The following is a 20,063-nucleotide window of genomic DNA, read 5'->3' as shown; positions in this document are numbered from 1 at the left end:
CCATTCGTTATATATCTAATAAATTCGGTAAAAACAATGAAATTTCTGGAATATACGTTACTAATCCGAGCACGACAAGCATTACTAGAATTAACGGCCATATTTCTTTAATTATTTTATTCAACGGTGTACCCGAAATACCAGACGTTATAAACAGCAACATACCAAATGGCGGTGTTGATAAGCCAATCATCATATTTAATACGATCATAACACCAAAATGTACCGGGTCAATTCCCATCGTTTCAACAAAAGGAAGAACCATTGGGATAAATACTAATGTCATTACCATCGTGTCAACGAACATTCCCATAATTAAAAAGAAAATATTTATAACTAATAGCATAACGTACGGGTTATCTGTAAGACCGAGCATAAAGTCGGAAATTAAAGCAGGAATTTGCTCGTATGCAACGATATAAGAAAAGCAATACGCGGCTCCAACAATTAATCCGAGGTTTCCCGTAGTTTTGACTGTGTTTTTAAAAACAATGCTAAGTTTCTTAACGCCCATCGTACGATAAACAAAAATAGAAATAATGAGCGCGTATAACGCCGCAATAGCACCTGCTTCTGTCGGAGTCATAATCCCTGTATAAATACCAATTAATAAAATAACAGGTGTCAATAAAGCTGGTATTGCTTGAAAAGAGTATGTTAGAAAAGAACGGAGTGTATATTTCGGTCCTCGTGGATAGTCTCGTTTTCTAGCAATATATACAATATATAACATTAAAGCAACTGCCAACAGAATTGCTGGTACCATTCCAGCTAAGAACAAAGCACCAACAGATGCACCTGAGAGCATTGCATAAATAACGAGTGGAATACTTGGAGGAAATAGTGGTCCAATTGTTGCGGACGCTGAAGTAATTGCAGCACTAAATCCATCATCATATCCTTGTTTACGCATTGCCTCTATTTCCATTTTTCCTAAACCAGAAGCATCTGCCACAGCAGATCCAGACATACCTGAAAACACGGAGGAAGCAACTACGTTAACATGCCCCATGCCACCTTTATATCTACCTACGAGCGCATTGGCGAAAGTAAATATTTTGTCAGTAACATACCCAGAATTCATTACTTCTGCAGTAAAAATAAATAGTGGAACGACCAGAATTGTATACGACGAAAACAAATTGGACAACAATACATCTGACACCGTTCCGATATCTTGTCCTTTCATAACAAAATAGAATATTGAAGTTAGAATCATGCCTATGGCAACAGGAACTCTAATGATAAAGGAAATGACAAAGATAAGAATGGTAAAAATCAATATCGAGTCCATGTTAACGCCCTCCCCGTGTAGCTTCATTTACATTGTTTTCTGTTGAACGTTGCTGTTTAAACTTCTTAATGTCAATCACGATATCAATTACTGAATACAGGATGAGCATAATGAACAAAAGAATAAACGGAAAATATACGATATTCATTGGAATGCTAAATGTCGTTGTTTTCGATATTTTTGAAAACTGGATAAAATCATATGTCGGATACATCGCTATTGAAACAAGGCAAATAATCATTACATTACCAATTACTCTAAAAAGAAGCTGTATTTTTTCCGATACCATGTCATAAATAAACGTAAAAGCAACATGATCCTCTGTTCTTCTAGCATAGATTGCACCTAAAACAATTGTCCACACAAATCCAATCGCAGTTATTTCATACGTCCACGCTAACGGTGCGTTTAATACGTAACGACTAAACACCTGAATAACAAACGCAACAAACATAATAAAAAATGCAATTATCGGCACATATACCTCTACAAAGTTCCTAAATAGCAATATAAATTTTTTTAATGTTGACATCGAAACACCTCTATAACAAATACTTGACCCCACATAAGTCGGGTCAAGTATATTGTTTCATAAATTAGTTGGCCATTTCTTGAATTTTTTCGTATAGATCCATATCCCAAGTGCTCGTCATTTCTTCATTTTCTAAATACTGCTTTTGTACATGATTCATAAATGCGTCAATATCTGCTTCAACAACATTTACACCTTCTGCTTCAAAAAACTCAACGAGTCTTGCTTCGGATTCAATATTCATCGTGTCTACAGTATTTCTTGCATCTTCTACAGCTTCATACATTTTCTCCTGTAGCTCAGGTCCCATTTCTTGCCATACTTCTTCATTAATTGTCGGCCATACAGTATCAATTACGTGGTACGATAATGTAATGTTTTCAGCTACTTCATAAAATTTAGCATTTTGCACAGTTGGAAGTGGGTTGTCTTGTGCATCTACTGTTCCTGAGCTCAATGCCATATACAGCTCTGAGAAGTCAACAGGTGTTGGATTGGCACCAAGTGCTTTTCCTAAGAACAACCAAGACTCTGTATTAGGCATACGAAGTGTTACACCTTCAAGATCTTCTGGTTTAGTTATTTCTTTACCAATATCACGGTAGTTTAATTGTCTAGAGCCTAGGTAGAAAGCTCCAAGTGGTCTAATACCAAGCTCGTCTACGATTTGTTCAAACACTTCATCGCCAATTTCGCCGTTGAATACTTTTGTCATATGATCGTAATCTTTAAATAAGTACCCAGAAGTAAACATAGACATGGATGGGATGTTTTCAGCTACCCATGGTGCAGAAACATACGCCATTTCTAAATTACCTCTCATTAAAGCCTGCGCTTCGTTATCCTGATTGTACAAGGATCCTGAATGGTGAACGTTCACAGTAACCTGACCATCTGTTTTTTCCTCAATGGATTCTTTTAGCGTATACAAGCCTTCTGTATGTGCATCATTTGGTACACTAGCTGTTGAAAAGTTTAGTTCAAATGTTTTGTCCGTACCTTCGCTCTCTGAAGCAGAATCTGAATCAGTACCTTCATCTGCGTCCTTGTCGCCTCCACATGCTGCTAAGACGAGACTTGCAACTAGAATTACCATAAATAAAAACCAATTTCTCTTTTTCATAACTTTTCCCCTCTCAAATTTATACATTTTATTTAATAAAGCTTTTCGCTTTATTGTAAAATTCTTACCATCGGCTTATACAGGCTTCTTCATAAGCTGATGTACATCGGTTAAACTTGGTATAGAAGGAATCGCTCCTTCTTTCGTTACTGCTAAAGCTCCGGCAGCATTGGCGAACTTCACCGACGCGTCAATCGATTCTCCACAGGCCAACTGCACTGCAAGCGCTCCGTTAAAAGTGTCTCCTGCTGCTACGGTATCCACTACTTGTGCTGGGAAACCAGGTATATGCAGCACACCAGAAGCACTTACAACGGCTGCACCTTTTTCGCCAAGTGTAATAATCACATGGTTAACTCCTAATTCAAGCAGTTTTTTTCCTGCTTTCTCAGCATCCTTTAAATTATGAATTGGGATGCCCGTCAGCAATTCCGCTTCGGTTTCATTTGGAGTTAAATAGGTTACATGCTTCAATATATTAGGACTTAATTCGGTAGCTGGTGCTGGGTTTAAAATGACTGGAATATTCTTATCTTTAGCAAGCATTACAGCCGCTTCAATTACTTGTAAATCCATTTCCAGCTGAAGTATCATCATGTCGATATCATCAATAATTAATTCAAGCTTTTTAAGGTCGTCAATACTGTATTTCATGTTTGCACCTGGTACGACAACAATTTTATTGTCTCCACTAGCGTCTAAGCTTATAGAACCAATCCCAGTTGCATACTTAGTATCACGTACGACATAATCAATATTAATTCCGTGCTTCTGCAGCGTTTGCTCAAACTCATTTCCAAACTCATCGTCACCGAGCTTTCCAGCCATTGTAACCTGGGCACCAAGACGTGCTGCGGCTACTGCTTGATTCGCCCCTTTTCCACCTGGGAATCGATTAAAGCTATCCCCTATAATCGTTTCACCGACATTTGGAAAACGATTCGTACGAACAATTAAGTCCATCATAAAGCTGCCAATTACTAATATGTTCGGTTGAGTATTACGATTAACTTGTTGCATTCCATCTCCTCATTCATTCTTCTCTAATTGTTTCCCCAAGCTTCCCCCAGGATGATATACATGGAAATCCTCTTTTTGAAACCCTTTATTTTTTGATAAAGCACAAGCAAGAGCATCTCCAATTACGAGCGTTAAAGTTGAGCTCGTTGTTGGTGCTAATCCTAGATGATCTGCCTCTTTATTATAAGCGTACGTCAATGCGACTTCACTAGCTGTCGCCAATGTAGATGTGCTATCTTTTGTAATTGAGATACAGCGCGCACCTATCGTTTTTAGGCTTGGCAATAGGCTCAATACTTCGGCTGTTTCCCCACTGTTAGAAATAAGAATAACGATATCATTTGGTTCAATCATTCCTAAATCCCCATGAACACCTTCTGTAGAATGAACAAAAAAGGCTGGTGTTCCAGTGCTTGCAAGTGTTGCAGCAATTTTCTTTCCAATATGCCCCGATTTACCTACGCCAGTAATAACAACTTTACCGCTGCTACCTTCTATTAGCTGGACCGCCGCATCAAAGCTTGGGCCAACTTGATCGGCAAGCTGAAGAATTGCCTCTGCCTCACTTCGAATAACACCCTTTATGTAATCTTGATTACTCAATAAGATTCCCTCCTACCTGTAAACGTTTACGTAAACGTTTACCTAGAATTTTACATGATATTCGATACGTTGTCTATACCCATTGTAAAAATTTATTTACCTTTTTTACGAATGATTAATATACAATTTGATTTTATTCAAATTAAATTATACCTATGCCAAGATTGTAGAAGGTACGTTTAACATCTACAACCTTAATAATCATCTTATTAAACTAACAAACGAGAATTTAAAACATATTTTCCCATCCCGTTTAGTAGATATTTAGGGCAACACTTATGGGGATTGAATTGGTAGAATCCGCGCTCATTCGGTTCCTCAAATTGGGAAACCCTACTGCTTCCACAAGCTTTACTAGAGTAAACCAAACAACTGTGCTGGCGCGAGCGATGGTTCTTATTGCATCAATGGTCGGTGTGAAAGGATTGGGAGAGAAAGTGCTTGTATCGAAGTGACATCGCATTAGGCTTTGAAGCAGGAGGAAGTATTTTATTTCTTGTTATCATTAATTGACGGAATTACAATTGGAATTGCTAATCAATTCTAGAAAAATAGGAGGGTAAGCGAATGACCGCACAAATTAAGTTGAGGCATGCATTAAAGTTTTTTAGTCTATGGTCCAAATATTTCTTCCAATAAGTTCTATAACTCATTTCCGTCTTTTTTAGCGGTTATTTAGAAAATATCCATAATCCGCACCTGCCTATTCCCACGTGGCGTTTGAACACAAACTTCATCGCCCTTCCGATGCCCAAGTAGTGCTTTTGCCATTGGCGACTGTAAAGTTATTTTTCCTTCCGATGGGTCAGACTCAACACGATTCACAAGCTGATATACAACGCTTTCGCCTTTTGGAATATTTGTTATCCGAACGAAGGAACCTAGCGTTACAACTTCACTAGTTGATTTTTCAATTGTTCTTGCATGCTGAAGCATATGCTCAATTGTATTTATACGTTCGGTTACGCGCGTTAGTTCCTCTACTGCACTTGAATACGTCGGGTCGGACGAAAAATTGCAAAAGCTTCGGGCTCTTTTAACACGTGCCTCCACATCCTTCTGCTTAATTGTTTGCAAATAATCCAGTTCATCGGTAAGCTTTTCTAGTCCTTTCTCTGTTAACGAATACGTCACATCCACCTGTACTACCCTCCATATCATTAAAATATTCTTCATTTGATGATTCCACTTTTCAAAAGATAAAAAACCCATATTCCACCAATAAGGCGAATATAGGCTTTTCTATTCTAGTACATCCCTATCCTTCTTAACTATAAAAAAAGAGCCTTCTTTTTCTCTAGTTTTATAGAAGAACAGTAGATAGTTGGTTCATATCTACGTTTCCTCCCGAAATTACAGCAACCACCCTTTGATCAGCTAGATTAAGCTTTTGGTGCATTGCCGCAGCAATTGTTACTGCACTGGACGGTTCGATTACTTGCTTTAGCCGCTCCATAACATAGCTAAGTGCCGAACGAATTTCATCCTCACTAACTAAAACTAAGTCATCCAAATACTTTTGTAAAATAGGAAAGGTCAAGTCGCCAGGCTGCGTCGTACGTAATCCATCCGCAATTGTCTCCGTATTTGATATAGGAGTAATCGTACCTTTATGTAACGATAAATACGTATCCTTTGCCATTTCAGGCTCCACACCAATTACCTTAATTTCTGGACGTGTTTCTTTTACGGCAGTTAAAATACCGGAAAGCAACCCGCCACCACCGACAGGTACTACGATGGCATCCGCGTCCACTATTTGATCCATAATTTCCAGTCCTACTGTACCTTGACCTGCAATTATTAACGGATCATCATACGGTGGGATAAACAGACCTTGCCTCTCCTTCGCCAGCGCCTTTGCTCTAGGGATTCGCTCAGCTGAAGTTGTGCCACACATTTCAATCTGTGCATTGTATGCTTTAATGGCATTCACTTTACAAGCAGCTGCATTTTCTGGTATAACTATTGTCGCCTCAACACCTAGCCGCATTGCAATATAAGCAACAGCTTGCCCATGGTTTCCAGAAGAAGCAGCAGTTACATGCTTCGTGCCCTCCTTTACCGCACGCAATACTTTATTTGTTGCACCGCGTATTTTGAAGGATCCTGTTTTTTGCAAATGCTCTCCCTTTAAAAACAGTTCATTCCCACACGTTTGAGACAGTTGCTCTGAGGTAAATATTGGCGTAACTTTTACGATATTACGTATCGCTTCTCTCGATTGTTGTATATCATTTAATGAGATCAATACAATTCCCCTTTCTAAAATAGATTACACGCCACATGTGGCCGCTTCTATACTGTGTGGGTCGCTTTTTAGAAATGTCATCGAGCGTCCAGTCTAAAAAATGCACGAAGCTGCTGTCGCATTAATTTACTCAATGTAATTTTTCAACACCTTTTATGTATCGTATACATGTAATTTAGCGAATATTCGCTTAATTAACTTTAAATGTAGACACTTCTCGTTAACGCACCAAAAAGGAAAGTAAAGATTTGTACTGCGGCGCGACATGCCCCCTGTCGCACCGCTTTATAAAGATAGTTGTGAAAAACCGGTATAAAACAGACACCTTCTAACAGATCCTAAATTACTGCTAATATTCAAGTCCGCTTAATGATGCGGCTCCCACGTGCTGACCCCACCTCTTACATTTGCGAGTTTTGTAAACCCACGGCGCTTCAATCTTTTACATGCTTCATTCCCACGCATGCCTGTTTGACAGATAACAACTATCTGTTTCTCTTTTGAAAGTGTGTTTAATTTACTCTTTAATTCGTGTAAAGGGATGTTTTTAAATCCGTATATGTGAAGTTTTTCATACTCTCGCACCGTGCGAACGTCAATAAATTGGTACTCGTCGTTCGTATTGCTTTTTAACATCGGGCGTAGTTCATCTACCGTAAGCTGTTCCACACCACGTGGTGGAAGTATCTTTTTTAACACAAGTGCGCCAAACGTAATTGATATCGCAAAAATAATTAGATCCATAAGAGAGCCTCCCTCGTAAAGTTTAGACGTTATTCTTTCACCTATTGTCGCTTGCTGTTTTCCATTTGAACTCGTATATATTTCAAAAAAATTATTCGCTGTTATGTCTATTTTTTGCACTCCATGCGGATGATTTTCGCTGGAGCCGCCCCTTACATTTGAAGCAACTTTAACTACCCAAGATAAATTCGTAGTTGAATATATATTTGAACAAGTACGTAAAAAACAATGCTATATTTTATATTAAATTTAATTCCATTTGTAAACAAGCCTAATCCATTTGCCGCACTAAGAATAATAACTGGCATGACAACAGGCGACAATAAAATGGAGATTACACTTCCCGATGTAATTGCTAGGACAATTAGCTCAGGCGGATAAGGCAATGATAAGCTTTCAAGTATTCCAGCAACCAATACCATAACTGTTAATGGGCCTAAGCTGAAAAAGCCAAGAATAATTACAATAAACGGCAACAAATAAAGCAAATTAATAAAAGGCAAATGATTTTGCGTATAATAAAGACCTTCCACAACAACCGTTGCAAATTCCGTTTGATTCAATCCATAAATTAAGACACCGACAGCAACCATTACACTTAGCTGGTACGATTGCTTCATCATATCTTCCATTACGTAATGCTTGGCAACTCGAAAGAACTTTCTCACCTTACGCTTCATTAAATAAAAAACAGATGTCCATACAACGACAACGATTGGAATAATGAGCATTAAAGGTACATGTAGCACAGCATGCAAAACAAAAATTGTCCCAAACAAAGTAATAAATAAAAGCGCAAATTCAAGCACTTTTTGTTTACGTATTTCCACATTGGATGCATGCTTTAAAACATTATTAATCTCTGTATTTAATGCTGGTGTTAATTCCACACCGTAGCTTTTTTCCTGAAACATAGAAAACAAAACTGCCACTACAGTGCCAAGTAATGCCATGCCAAACCCTTGTAAAATGGCAATCCATAAAGAAGCTCCTAATGTTTCCACAGAAAATATAAAGCTCGGAATACTAATAACCCACATTGTCGATAGAGCAAAGCCACGTAACAGAGCCGTTCCTTTGAAGTTTTCCCACACTTCACCCTTTTGCTCTTTTAAAATAACATTTACAAATTGGTACATCATTGGAATGGAGCCAAATAACAAAAAATACGCAATCACTTGGGTAAAAGCTACTAAGCCAAAGTAAAATTTCCGGCTCGTATTAATAAACGTATGAAAAAAGGCCATAATATCCTCGACATACGGCTCTTCTTGCAATACCCAACTAATAAGCGGAACGACGATTAAAAGTCCGATAATATTGCGCATTTGTAAAATCCCGTGCATAATCCCTTCAATCACAGGTCCATCTGTAAAAATAATAATGCCTACACCGATGAGCAGCAGGAAAACGGGTATTTTAAATTTAAATAATGTACTTTTTATTCCGGCAAAAATGAGAATACAAATACCGCTAATGGATAATACATATTCAAGATTGCTTGAATGGATAAAAGCAGTGAAAAAGTGTAAGAGCGCGAAGCTGGCAATCGATAGCCGTAACCCCCATGACCGAACGTCCGTCATGCAATTACGCTTTCTGAAACGGCTTTAGACACCCAATAGTATGCTGCGTTCTTCTCGTTTTCTGAAGCTTTTCTATTTCTTTGTAATAATCTATTCGTTCGTTCACGACTTAATACATGCAGGTCCCCACAATTATCCATCTGTGCAATTCTCCTCCAGTATCGTCTGTTGCCCTTTATTTTATCATATTAACCAAAAAATAGATCGTCGAAGGCTTCTCTGTCGTAGGCGTTGGTATATATGCATTCATATTTCTTTATTTTTAAAAGCGTGAAAGGCATTAATAAATGTGCTCGTTTCCGTTTTTACCGTATACGCATACATTCCTTTTGTCGTATGAAGAAACAACAGTCCACCAGCAGATCCTATTCGTCTGTACGACATATCGAGTACTATCTTCAATGGAAACTCACGGTATTCGGTAACGACTTTATCTTCATACAAATAAAGGATCCGCTCTTGTTCAACTTCTTTTTTTTCGACACTTGTTACTTCTCTAATCACTTTAATATATGGCTGTGTAGCGATTAACCGCATACAATTCTCCTTTTATAACCGTTTTTATAAATTCATTGCTTCAAGAAGTTCTTCATTTCCTGCTTTGTCTAACAGATTTAAGATAAGCTTCGTAGAGGTTTCAATTTTCTTTGTTGTCTGTATGGTGCGCGTAATCGTATAAATCCGGTCTTACTGTAAATAATACACCTTAAACTTACGTAAAGGAGGATAACGAATGGACAGTCAGCGCGCCAGAGCTATTATCGATTCCTCTACTCTAATTAATGTTAATTATCATGGTGTTCCTGTTTTTATTCAACGTGTAAATGAAGAAAATCAAACCGCAACTGTTTTTCCTTTAAATGAAATGGACGCTGAGCAAATCGTTCCGCTTTCCGGGCTTATAGAAGAGGATCTATTTACTACGGGCAGCTTGTCTATGAACACGCAACGTGCAGCTCATATTGCCGAATCGCCAGAAATGAAGCGTGTCACATATAACGGACAACCCGTTTATATTCAGCACGTAGATGAACAGAACGAAACTGCACGTGTTTTTCCACATGATCAGCCAGATCATGAAATTACCGTACCAATTCATGGACTAAAAGAATAGTAACTAAAATTTGGCCTTCTGTATTTCAGAAGGTCTATTTCTTTTTATGTACCTCACTTTTACCTGCTGCATGTTTACCTTTTTATAAAGGATGTTGTAACAATTCATTCACAATATAAGCTTGCACTTTCCTTTCGTGATTCTCTTTTGATGATACAATAAGAATAGTCATATTTATTAATAGAGAGGAACGTACAAATGACGAATAAACCTTTATCAAACGAAAAGAATTATACACCGATTATTATTACATTAACGGTCGTCATTAATCTAATTATCGTGATCCTATTTTTAATACCGAAGCAGGACCGTGATATTCCATTTGATATTACAATTTTACCAAGATTAAACGCGATCTTTAACTCATTTACCTTTATTTTCTTACTGGCAGCTCTTTTTTTTATTTTACGAAAAAACATTACAATGCATCGCAATTTTATATTTGCTGCTTTTACGTCGACGGCACTCTTTCTCGTCACTTATTTGACCTACCATACACTCGCTCCGAGTACAAGCTATGGAGGCGACGGTATATTAAAGCTTATTTATTATTTCGTACTCATAACGCATATATCGCTGGCACCAATCGTCGTAGCGTTAGCATTGTTTACACTCGTTTGGGGGCTTACACGTAAAATTGAAAAGCATAAAAAAATCGCGCGCTGGACAATGCCAATTTGGCTATACGTCAGCTTAACCGGTGTGCTCGTATATATTTTAATTTCTCCTTATTATTAAACGAATTAACCAATTTTTATTAATCCAAACAGCTATTATGTGCCAGGAATTAACCATTTATCAAAATTGAAATTCGCATGTATTTAATTGGTGCTGCATAGAATCGTAATCAAATTGATTACTGCTTATTGTAATTTAAACGGGTAGCGTGTCGTACACTACAACTCGACGATCGTTACATGTGTTAGCGGCGTACATTTCTAGTTACTCTAGGCAAACACATATGATAGCATGATAATAACTTACTGCTTAACGGAGGGCATAATGGAGAATAAACAGACAAACACGAATTCAATTATTGCTTTAATTGTTGGGATCTTGTCCATCCTCATACCGATTATTGGCTTACTATTAGGTATAATAGGAATTGTTTTTTCAAGAAAAGCGACAAAAGAAATGAAAGTATCGAATGAGCTCGGAAGTGGAATGGCAACAGCTGGGCTTATTTGCAGCATTGTCGGCATTATTTTAAGCTTCTTTGCGATTATCGGTATTATTCTGTTTTTTACTGCACTTATAAACATGTCCTATTATTAACAGCAAGTAACCGTACAACGTTTAATAGAAATAATCTGTATGTAAAAAGGAAAGTCAGCTCGGTTATCCACGGATAGACGGGGTGACTTTTTTTTAATATCTCAAACGGGAACAAATACCTATTATTTTTAATCGATGTGTATAGCGACACTTTTATCCTCTATTACCGTTCGTTATTAAAATAAGATAAAAAAAGAAGCCCGTTCGTTTAATTAGTGGCGGACGGACTTCTTTAACGCATAAAATGTTTGATTGCCATGAATTATACATTCACTCTTTATTCTCTTTTTTATTAGACTGCAAAAAAAAGGTATACGGCTTTTCCGATTTTGTCAGCAAATGATAGACATAGGAAGCTGTCCTATCATATCCACTCTCTACCTTTTCGGCTAAATAACTACTCCGCTCATATAAAACGGAACGAATATGATCTAGCTGTCTTAATGCTTTTTCAACAAGTGCTTCTTGGTTTTGTAGCTTCGTCTGCACCTGTTGCTGATCATCTGCTTGTTTCTTTAGTTCCTCCGAAATGTGCTCATATTGCGCGCTTTGATCCGATAGCTGGGTTATTGTTTGTTTTTGTAAGCTTAGACATGCGTCAACTTGTGCCGATACAGTTTTGCTTGCATCTTGGAATTGATGTAATTCGTGTAATAGCTTCTTGTTTGATTGATGAATTTCTGTTATTTGCTTCCTTGCCTGCTTATTTAAAACCGTCTCCTCTTCCAAAAGCTGTTTAAGCTGTGCTTCACTTTCTTCCAACATTGCCAACCGCTCCAATACATCGCTTTTAAAATTTCCATAATGAACACGATACGTTTCTAATTGCTGTGCAAAAGCTTCTTCACTTCGTTGTCTTGATATTTCCTGAAGATTATATAACACCTTTATTTTGCGAATGGATTCGGTGATCGATTCATTAATGTTGTGCTGTTCCTTCTTCCATTCGGACAACGTATCATATTGGTAATATGCTTGATTAGGCGCTTGGAGACGATTCGTATTCATAAACAGATTCGGATGCGCTTCAGCATTAATAAATAAACTCATACGCACTGCCCCTCATTAACGAATTAATTTATATTATGCGCACAAGAGCCAACAAGGGACAATTACCCTAGTTTTATTATGAAAAATGGGTGTTTACCTAAAACACGTTACTGACGACTCTTTAAATACAGCATTAACGTAAAAACCCCTTCAATCTACCTTCCTCCATTGCTTCCCTGGCCAAAACGCGTATCGTCCTAACACCGTTGTAATAGACGGAACGAGCAAAGGTCGCACGACGAACGTATCAAGTAATATGCCTAATGCGGTAACGAGACCAAAATGAACGAGCACTTGTAATGGCATAACAGCGAGGACAGAAAAAGTCCCTGCTAAAATCAAACCGGCAGAGCCAATAACGGCACTCGTTTCACTAACACCTTCACGAATAGCCTGTTTAAGTGGTGCCTTCTCACGCTTTCGCCAAATGCTCGAGGCCATAAAAATATTATAGTCTTCTCCGAGCGCAACTAGGAAAACAAAGGCATAAACAGGAATAAGCCCTTGCATTGCATCTGCTCCTAAAACATAATGAATAATTATCCACCCTAATCCTAAAGCAGCAAAATAAGACAAAACAACCGTTGCGAGTAAATAAACCATCGCTACGAGAGAACGTAAATATACAAACAGCAATAACGCAATTATCGTTAAGACAGCTGGTATGATGACCGATTGATCACGCTTTGCCATTTGTTCTGTATCGTATAAGGTTGCTGTTTCTCCACCGATCCAAATCTTTTCTTCTGATCCCTTTATGCCTGCCCTTTCCAGCTCTTTTTCGACTACTTCTTTTATTTTTGGAATTCCATTGATCGCAGCATCCGAATAAGGGTCGATTGCTAACGTAATGTCCATAATTTGATAGGAGGCATCATTAGATCCCTTAATAGGATCACGAACACGCTCGATCATATCGAGCTCCATTACCCTAGCTTTGACAGCGTCCACCGTTGTATCTGTATGAACGATTAGTTGAACAGGCGCAATCTCACCTGGAGGATAATGTTCAGAAAGGATAGAAATCCCTTCACGTGACGGCATATCCTTAGGAAAAGAATCTAAGAGACCGTATGTATATTCAGCTTTTGTTGTAAAAGAAGCAAGCCCACCAAGAGCAACCAGGCAAATTAGTATGATTAACCAAGGTTTTTCTGTTGACCAACGTCCAAACGCTCTCCCTGCAGGTCCTGTTGACTTCGAGCGACGCAACCGTCTTCCTTTTTTCTTTTCCAGCTGTTTAATCATTTCTTCTGTTCTCGGGATAAACGGAATAAATGCCGCCCTGCCCAAAAGCGATAAAATCGCAGGCAATAGAGTGAGTGCAGCAATGCCCATTATAAGTATCGATAAACTAAATGGGATAGCAAAGCGGTCATACGATGCATAATAAGCAAGCGCCAATGTAAGAAGGGCCGTAACCGTTGTTAATGCGCTAACCATAATCGCGCCACCCGTCTCTTTTATTGACCGCTGTAATGCAGCATACTTACTTTCTTCCTCTCGTAATTCATCCCTGTATCTTGATATCATAAATAGACAATAATCGGTGCCCGCTCCAAATAAAAGAACGGTCATAATAGAAATCGCCTGCGCGTCCACTTCGATCCAACCCTTTTGAGCGAGTACACCGAGGAGTGGATTAACAAGCCCGTAAGCGAAACCAACAGCAATTAAAGGTACAATCGCTAATATTGGTGAACGGTACAACGTAATGAGCAAAACAAGTACAATAAGCACGGTAGCGATCAGCAACGTCACATCCGCACGGCTAAATAATGAAACAGCATCTGTCTGAATCCCGACTGGACCGGTCAACCTTACATGCAAGCCATCCTCTGAAAGATCACTTGATGCAATACCGGTACCCATTTGCAATTCAATCTTATTTCCCAGCTGAGCCAATGCTTCATCTAACTCATCTGTTGAAGCATCCTTATTAAAAAACAACGGCGTGTTAAGTGCCTTTCCATCCTCTGAAGCCATTCCTTTCAGCGCAGAGAGCGGCGCTTGATCAAGAGGTGGAGCAAATTGCTGCTTCACTACCGGATCCGCTGCAAAATCTGCATAAAGCGTCTGGACTTTTTGAAAGTCAGCTTCCTTTAATCCACTTTCACGATACCACGCGAATAACAATGGTATACCTGCATCATCAGAAAACTGTTCCTCCACTATTTTTGCTGCTGTTACAGACATCGCGTCCTCTGGAAGCAGTTGATTTGAATTCGTTTCCTGACTATTTACTTGTGGCCAAACGGCGGAAAATACGGCTACAAGTAAAATCCAAATTATTATCGTTACCCAACGTGTTTTTTTTCCGGTTATAAACTGAATCCAGCTTGAAAATACATTTTTCATCTAGTTCCTCCCTGTTTGAACCTCGATGATTCAACTTTATTTTTAGACGTTACTTCCTATATACCTTTAATTCCATTATACGTAACATTCTTTTTTATACACAACGGATTTAAGAAAACACCCAAACAATGTCATTGATATGATAAACTTGGTATAAAATTAAAACCAAATTAAAACACGAATTGCTTCCTAAAATGTATCTATATATATTACTATACCGTTCATTATTCAATGCTAACCAAAAATAATTGCTAGGTAAAGGTGGGAATCCCTTGCAAGAAAACGAAATTGTTTTCGTTTTCTCCGATCTTCCAATAAGCTTTGGTAGTGGCCTCGTATTAAAAGGCACTCGTTTAACCGTACGTCGAGAAGAAATTATCGGCTACATCGGTCCTAGCGGGGCAGGTGAAAGTACGACTGATCAGCTGGAACAAACTTTTTTATAAGAGATAAGGAGATGCCGATGTTTATCGTTCAAGTTAATGAGGAGTTGAATATGCGAATGCTCGCAGTCAGAGACGCACAAGCATTATTTGAAATTACAGAGCGATCAAGGGAGCACTTACGCAGCTGGCTTCCTTGGATTGATGAGATGAATTGTGTAAATGATTCGCTTCAATTCATTAAACAATCCTTTCACAGCTATGCAGAACGAAGCAGCTTAACAGCTGGAATATTTTATAAAGAGGAACTGGCCGGCGTGATCGGTTTCAATCAATTTGATTGGAAAAATAAAATTGGATATATCGGCTATTGGTTGGCAATTGACTATGAAGGACGGGGAATTATGACGCAAGCCGTGCAAACGTTAACGGATTATGCATTTCGTGAATTAAAATTAAATCGTGTTGATATTCGCGCCGCTGCTAAAAACAAACGAAGCCGAGCTATTCCAGAACGGCTTGGTTTTTCAGAAGAAGGGCTGCTTCGTCAAGCAGAGTGGCTCTATGATCATTATGTAGATCATGTCGTTTACGGTATGCTGTATGACGACTGGAAGCACCGCCAATCGGGTTAACTTTTATAAGAGAAAAGGGAAACAGAGGGATCTTTTACCCTCTGCAAACACCTTGTTCATAGCTTTTATTTACACTTTTGCTGTGCCACATAAAAAAGGCGAATAATGGACGGGTTAGCAAGGCATCAAACCGCCCGAAGCATGTGTGTTCACAGGCTTAATTATATACTTGCTTTTAGCAATACCAAGCTGCTCCAACAATAATCAGCAAGATAAATAGTACGACAATCAAAGCAAAGCCTCGACCGGCTCCGTGACCTCCGTATCCACCAGATCCATATCCGCCGTAGCATCCACCATGTCCGTAAGACATACGATAACCTCCTATAATTTATTTTTACATTAGTAGCCGTAGCCTACATATGCTGCACCTACAATAATGAGTAAGATAAACAACACTACAATTAACGCAAATCCACTGCCGTGGTTGTATCCTGTATCACCCATTTGCTAACACCTCCTTATATCTTTATTAACAATGTATGTCATTTTACTAATTTGGATATGGTTTTAGCGGAAATTGGGCTTCCATACTGTTAATATATCTACCTAAAAATCTGCTTATCGGGGTTCTTTGCAAACGACGTTGGTGATGTATTTTAAGTCGCGGATTACGTACTAAATGAGTGGAACGAAAACATGAATGCTTACGATCTGATTTCTTTGACTTGCACTACAGCGAACGAGCTTTCCACGCTTACTGCCTTAGCTTCTGTAGCCATAAGCAACTCGACAAGTGAATTTCTTTCACCAACGTTACATTTTGCACAACCCTTATTCGTTCATAAAAATGGAAATGCTCTTGTTCAATTACATAATAATAAGTTGTATTATTTGAAAGGCAATGAACCCAATTCAGACGCGATTTAAATGGTGGCGAAATTTACTAAATTAAATCAATTGAGAAGTAAGTAGGCGTGTTCTATTTACGTTCTTCTAATGGCGGTGCATTTTCAACGTAGTTGGTTGGCTTCGATCTGTGCAATGGAAATGGAGGGAAGGGGTAACAAAGAGGAACTCGTTGCGTTTTTCTTTTTTCTGTACCTATCTACTAAATAATACCCTACACTATAGCCAGCCATTTTCGGATAGAACTGGAAGCCATACATAATTTCTTCATATCGTGTCGACGTTTTCAGTATGTCCTTGTTCGGAAGGATCAGTCGTTTACACATTCGTTCAAGCTGACTGTTTGTATAGTACGTAGTCCAAGGGGCGGTTGCTTCTTTCCCATGTCTTTCCCGTACAGCATTTTCAGCTAATCCTTCCAATATTACTGCATCCAACAGCGTATAATCTGCTTCGTTCTTTTCATCATGCGCAAGCCGACAAACGTGATTGTATTCATGTGTAAACAAAGCTTGTATTTCTTTTTCTGTGTTATATTCTGAGAGAAACAAAAATAGTTTGTCACTAAAAGCTAACCCAGATTTTCCCCCATGATGCATACGCAAATACCGACTTTCCTGATTCGAAGGTAGGATGAAAATCGGAATATTAGGCCCATGCCAAGCTGAACGCAGTGTTTTAAATTCCTGATGGACAAGCTTCCAAACCTCTTTCCTTTGAAAGGAATCCAATAATTGTGTACCATTATCCGTCGGCTTTTGATACATCCCATGCAAACCTAAATACGTATGAAGCTCTTCAGCCGACGCTTTGGAAAAGTATGTCGCAAGCTTTTTACATATTCGAAGTGGATGATCATACGCTTTTACTAACCATTGATCGGTACGAACGACGCCCATCTTTATACCTCCTAATCCTCTCGTGACTAATAACGTATGCAGTGTGATCGTAATACTTGCTTCCGCTTACGCCTATTATTTCTAATCATTCCTTAAATTCAGTACAAATACCTGCTCACGTCCATTTCATTCGAATAAACTATTATAAAGCAATTATAAGAAAGGAGCATATATATGTTTCCGGATAGACGAAGACCAACGCCGCCTCCTCCATATAGGCGCTTTCAAAGGTCCGTACCCGAAAGACGCACGCAAAAACGAAGTGCAGCAATGCCTAATCTTATTTCTCGATTCCGTAAGCCGGATGGCCAGTTTGATTTAGATAAGATCACAGAGGCAGCGGTACAATTAAACAAACTTTATGGAGAAGTGAGTCCAATGATTTCAAAAATTAAAAGCAGCGTACGCAAGTAAAGATGGGCGTACTGAACAAAAATAAGCGGGCAGTCTATAAAGACACCCGCTCGTTTTGTTTAATCTGACGTATGTTCAATGTCAACATATGATCTGCTGTCATTATTTTTTGGTACAGTTATTTTTAATATCCCATTTTTAAAAGCTGCCTTTGTTTCGTTTTTAGATATTGGAAAAGGCAATGCTACCAATCGCTCCGCTTTTCGATACGATTGTTCCTTTTTATAATAGTGCTCTTTTTCATTTACCTTCTCCATGGATGCCCGGTCTTCCACCGTAATACGAAGGTTGCTCCCGATAATCTCAATTTCAACCTGATCACGCGTATATCCGGGCAGGATTGCCTCAACGATTACAGCGGATTCTGTTTCGTACATATCTACTTTAAAGCCTTTCGGATTCCAGAATGTGTTGAAATTGCTAAATGACTCGTGGAAAAAAGCATCCATTCGCTCCATAAAATCGTTCAAAGGCGATTCTTGATTACGCTTGGCTGGGAATTCCCCTTTATTTCTTTCCATTTGCCACCCTCCTTGTTTACCTGCTCTTCATCATTAACATATGCAAATAAACAAAAAATTACTGGGCGTATTTTGGAACCCTTTTACCATTGTTGCACTCTAGTAGGTGGGGTATACGGTAAGCACACCGTTCATTAGACAGAACACAAGCAAATGAATTGTTTCATAATCGAATCGTCTCTACTCTAATTAAGCGTGCTTTTTTCTAATTTACTTAAGCCCCTGGACAAATGCTTCTAGACGATCCATTCCTTCTTTTAATACATCCATTGAGCACGCATACGAAATCCGAATAAACCCTTCACCATAACTCGTAAACCCGCTACCAGGAACAACGGCAACTCCCTTTTCATGCAAGAGCTTCGTCGCAAAATCGAAAGCAGACAGCTCGTATTTCTTTATCGATGGGAAAATGTAAAATGCCCCGTTCGGCGCTACAACATCAAGCCCCATACGTTGAAGCCTTTCCTGCCCATATGCTAAACGCTTTTTGTATTCCTCGTTCATCACCGCCGGTGCATTTCGGCAATTCGTTAATGCCTCAATTGCCGCCATTTGACTCGGCAGAGAGGCACATATGGAATTGTACAAATGTACCTTAAGAACATGTTCCATTAAATGGGCAGCACCTAGTACATAGCCGATTCTCCAACCCGTCATCGAATGTGACTTAGACAAACCATGAATAAGAAACAGCTTATCTTTTAAGCTCGGGTAAGAGGCAAACGAACAATGCTTGCCACTGTATGTATTTTCACTATATATTTCATCCGAAATGACAAACAGCTCATGCTTTTCAATCACAGCAACAAGTTCATCAAGCAATTCCTTATTTAATACAGTACCCGTTGGATTGGAAGGATAATTAAACAAAATGGCTTTCGTTTTTGATGTAATTAACGACTTCAATCGTTCCGGTGAAGGCAAAAAGTTTGTATCTACCGTATTTAAATAAACTACTTTTGCTCCGCACAGCTGGATGATCGGCTCATAAGCGGAGTAAATTGGTGCAGGTAAAATTACTTCATCGCCTTCATTTAAAATCGTGCGAAAAATCGCATCAATTCCTTCACTTGCACCGTTCGTAATAACGATTTCTGTTTCTGGATCGTAGGTGAAATTATATTTATCTTGAAAAAAGGACGCGACCGCTTGCCTTAATTCTAGTAAACCAGCATTATGCGAATACCCTGTTTTATTGTCCAAAATCGCTTGGACTGCTGCTATTTTAATCGGATCAGGCGTCGGGAAGTCTGGCTGACCGATCGTAAAATCAACTGCATCAGGTATATTTGCAATTTGATTGGCAAACTGGCGAATCTCTGGAACTTGCAATGCTTTCGCTCTTAAATTAATCATTATGTTAGCTCCTTAAATTGATGTGAATTGTCCTAAGACCGTTTCAATCGAGG

At 38.8% G+C, this 20,063-nt stretch carries 25 protein-coding genes and 1 pseudogene; 8 read left to right on the top strand and 18 right to left on the bottom strand.

The window, feature by feature from the left end; all coding sequences use genetic code 11:
• Positions 1–7 precede the first annotated feature (7 nt).
• The 5 genes from ACLIBH_RS05795 to ACLIBH_RS05775 all read right to left on the bottom strand — a co-directional run bounded on the left by ACLIBH_RS05795 (position 8) and on the right by ACLIBH_RS05775 (position 4,572).
• A complete protein-coding gene (locus ACLIBH_RS05795) occupies positions 8–1,294 on the bottom strand; it encodes a TRAP transporter large permease (protein WP_439315754.1) in 1,287 nt (428 codons plus the stop codon).
• Position 1,295: 1 nt separating this feature from the next.
• On the bottom strand, positions 1,296–1,826 hold the full coding sequence (locus ACLIBH_RS05790) for a TRAP transporter small permease (RefSeq protein WP_439315753.1): 531 nt from the start codon (positions 1,824–1,826) through the stop codon (positions 1,296–1,298).
• 64 nt (positions 1,827–1,890) lie between these two features.
• Positions 1,891–2,949 (bottom strand): DctP family TRAP transporter solute-binding subunit, encoded by a 1,059-nt coding sequence (locus ACLIBH_RS05785; RefSeq protein ID WP_439315752.1) that lies wholly within the window; start codon positions 2,947–2,949, stop codon positions 1,891–1,893.
• Positions 2,950–3,024: 75 nt separating this feature from the next.
• Positions 3,025–3,969, bottom strand: a complete 945-nt coding sequence (gene rbsK, locus ACLIBH_RS05780; RefSeq protein WP_439315751.1) for a ribokinase — start codon at positions 3,967–3,969, stop codon at positions 3,025–3,027.
• A 9-nt stretch (positions 3,970–3,978) separates the two neighbouring features.
• Positions 3,979–4,572, bottom strand: coding sequence for a KpsF/GutQ family sugar-phosphate isomerase (locus tag ACLIBH_RS05775; protein WP_439315750.1), 594 nt, complete (start codon positions 4,570–4,572; stop codon positions 3,979–3,981).
• 278 nt (positions 4,573–4,850) lie between these two features.
• Here ACLIBH_RS05775 and ACLIBH_RS05770 point away from each other — a divergent pair, with 278 nt between their 5' ends.
• Positions 4,851–5,027, top strand: coding sequence for a hypothetical protein (locus tag ACLIBH_RS05770; protein ID WP_439315749.1), 177 nt, complete (start codon positions 4,851–4,853; stop codon positions 5,025–5,027).
• 220 nt (positions 5,028–5,247) lie between these two features.
• Here the strand turns inward: ACLIBH_RS05770 and ACLIBH_RS05765 are convergent, their stop codons facing one another.
• The 6 genes from ACLIBH_RS05765 to ACLIBH_RS05740 form a co-directional block, all read right to left on the bottom strand.
• Entirely contained in the window at positions 5,248–5,712 is a 465-nt protein-coding gene (locus tag ACLIBH_RS05765) for a GreA/GreB family elongation factor (RefSeq protein WP_439315748.1), read from the bottom strand.
• Positions 5,713–5,875: 163 nt separating this feature from the next.
• Positions 5,876–6,823: a threonine ammonia-lyase gene (locus ACLIBH_RS05760; protein ID WP_439315747.1), complete on the bottom strand. Its 948-nt coding sequence runs from the start codon at positions 6,821–6,823 to the stop codon at positions 5,876–5,878.
• A gap of 366 nt (positions 6,824–7,189) precedes the next feature.
• Positions 7,190–7,567, bottom strand: coding sequence for a rhodanese-like domain-containing protein (locus tag ACLIBH_RS05755; RefSeq protein ID WP_439315746.1), 378 nt, complete (start codon positions 7,565–7,567; stop codon positions 7,190–7,192).
• A 173-nt stretch (positions 7,568–7,740) separates the two neighbouring features.
• Entirely contained in the window at positions 7,741–9,153 is a 1,413-nt protein-coding gene (locus ACLIBH_RS05750; RefSeq protein WP_439315745.1) for a hypothetical protein, read from the bottom strand.
• A complete protein-coding gene (locus ACLIBH_RS05745; protein ID WP_439315744.1) occupies positions 9,150–9,293 on the bottom strand; it encodes a hypothetical protein in 144 nt (47 codons plus the stop codon). Before ACLIBH_RS05745 ends, ACLIBH_RS05750 begins: the two co-directional genes overlap by 4 nt.
• Positions 9,294–9,399: 106 nt before the next feature.
• Positions 9,400–9,690: a hypothetical protein gene (locus ACLIBH_RS05740; protein ID WP_439315743.1), complete on the bottom strand. Its 291-nt coding sequence runs from the start codon at positions 9,688–9,690 to the stop codon at positions 9,400–9,402.
• A 196-nt stretch (positions 9,691–9,886) separates the two neighbouring features.
• Between ACLIBH_RS05740 and ACLIBH_RS05735 the strand changes: the two are divergent.
• The 4 genes and pseudogenes from ACLIBH_RS05735 to ACLIBH_RS05720 all read left to right on the top strand — a co-directional run.
• A pseudogene (locus tag ACLIBH_RS05735) lies at positions 9,887–10,048 on the top strand (H-type small acid-soluble spore protein); the annotation flags it as partial.
• A gap of 42 nt (positions 10,049–10,090) precedes the next feature.
• Entirely contained in the window at positions 10,091–10,267 is a 177-nt protein-coding gene (locus ACLIBH_RS05730; protein ID WP_439315806.1) for an H-type small acid-soluble spore protein, read from the top strand.
• A 198-nt stretch (positions 10,268–10,465) separates the two neighbouring features.
• A complete protein-coding gene (locus ACLIBH_RS05725) occupies positions 10,466–11,005 on the top strand; it encodes a DUF420 domain-containing protein (protein ID WP_439315742.1) in 540 nt (179 codons plus the stop codon).
• A 264-nt stretch (positions 11,006–11,269) separates the two neighbouring features.
• Positions 11,270–11,542 carry a DUF4190 domain-containing protein gene (locus tag ACLIBH_RS05720; RefSeq protein WP_439315741.1) on the top strand — a complete coding sequence of 91 codons (273 nt, stop codon included), beginning with the start codon at positions 11,270–11,272 and terminating at the stop codon, positions 11,540–11,542.
• 270 nt (positions 11,543–11,812) lie between these two features.
• Here the strand turns inward: ACLIBH_RS05720 and ACLIBH_RS05715 are convergent, their stop codons facing one another.
• On the bottom strand, positions 11,813–12,592 hold the full coding sequence (locus tag ACLIBH_RS05715; protein WP_439315740.1) for a hypothetical protein: 780 nt from the start codon (positions 12,590–12,592) through the stop codon (positions 11,813–11,815).
• Between the two features lie 150 nt (positions 12,593–12,742).
• Positions 12,743–14,950 (bottom strand): MMPL family transporter, encoded by a 2,208-nt coding sequence (locus ACLIBH_RS05710; protein ID WP_439315739.1) that lies wholly within the window; start codon positions 14,948–14,950, stop codon positions 12,743–12,745.
• 272 nt (positions 14,951–15,222) lie between these two features.
• Here ACLIBH_RS05710 and ACLIBH_RS05705 point away from each other — a divergent pair, with 272 nt between their 5' ends.
• Positions 15,223–15,396 carry a hypothetical protein gene (locus tag ACLIBH_RS05705; RefSeq protein WP_439315738.1) on the top strand — a complete coding sequence of 58 codons (174 nt, stop codon included), beginning with the start codon at positions 15,223–15,225 and terminating at the stop codon, positions 15,394–15,396.
• A gap of 17 nt (positions 15,397–15,413) precedes the next feature.
• A complete protein-coding gene (locus ACLIBH_RS05700; protein WP_439315737.1) occupies positions 15,414–15,968 on the top strand; it encodes a GNAT family N-acetyltransferase in 555 nt (184 codons plus the stop codon).
• Between the two features lie 175 nt (positions 15,969–16,143).
• Here the strand turns inward: ACLIBH_RS05700 and ACLIBH_RS05695 are convergent, their stop codons facing one another.
• The 3 genes from ACLIBH_RS05695 to ACLIBH_RS05685 form a co-directional block, all read right to left on the bottom strand.
• Positions 16,144–16,281: a YjcZ family sporulation protein gene (locus tag ACLIBH_RS05695; RefSeq protein WP_439315736.1), complete on the bottom strand. Its 138-nt coding sequence runs from the start codon at positions 16,279–16,281 to the stop codon at positions 16,144–16,146.
• 29 nt (positions 16,282–16,310) lie between these two features.
• Complete coding sequence (locus tag ACLIBH_RS05690; protein ID WP_439315735.1) at positions 16,311–16,415, bottom strand: YjcZ family sporulation protein; 105 nt, start codon at positions 16,413–16,415, stop codon at positions 16,311–16,313.
• A 506-nt stretch (positions 16,416–16,921) separates the two neighbouring features.
• The gene (locus ACLIBH_RS05685) at positions 16,922–17,716 is read right to left on the bottom strand and encodes a DUF2268 domain-containing protein (protein ID WP_439315734.1); all 795 of its coding nucleotides are present in this window, start codon (positions 17,714–17,716) and stop codon (positions 16,922–16,924) included.
• Between the two features lie 174 nt (positions 17,717–17,890).
• On the opposite strand from ACLIBH_RS05685, the gene ACLIBH_RS05680 reads away from it, so the two are divergent.
• Positions 17,891–18,130 (top strand): YppG family protein, encoded by a 240-nt coding sequence (locus ACLIBH_RS05680; protein WP_439315733.1) that lies wholly within the window; start codon positions 17,891–17,893, stop codon positions 18,128–18,130.
• Between the two features lie 59 nt (positions 18,131–18,189).
• Here ACLIBH_RS05680 and ACLIBH_RS05675 read toward each other — a convergent pair whose 3' ends face one another.
• A complete protein-coding gene (locus ACLIBH_RS05675) occupies positions 18,190–18,651 on the bottom strand; it encodes an Hsp20/alpha crystallin family protein (protein WP_439315732.1) in 462 nt (153 codons plus the stop codon).
• A 210-nt stretch (positions 18,652–18,861) separates the two neighbouring features.
• The gene (locus tag ACLIBH_RS05670; protein WP_439315731.1) at positions 18,862–20,010 is read right to left on the bottom strand and encodes an aminotransferase class I/II-fold pyridoxal phosphate-dependent enzyme; all 1,149 of its coding nucleotides are present in this window, start codon (positions 20,008–20,010) and stop codon (positions 18,862–18,864) included.
• Positions 20,011–20,063: the final 53 nt, after the last annotated feature.

Origin of the sequence: Virgibacillus sp. W0430, from assembly GCF_051846935.1 — a bacterium.
Classification (GTDB): Bacteria; Bacillota; Bacilli; order Bacillales; family Amphibacillaceae; genus JBPYCR01.
The sequence above is the reverse complement of the archived record's forward strand: the minus strand, read 5'-3'. Positions and strand labels throughout refer to the sequence as shown.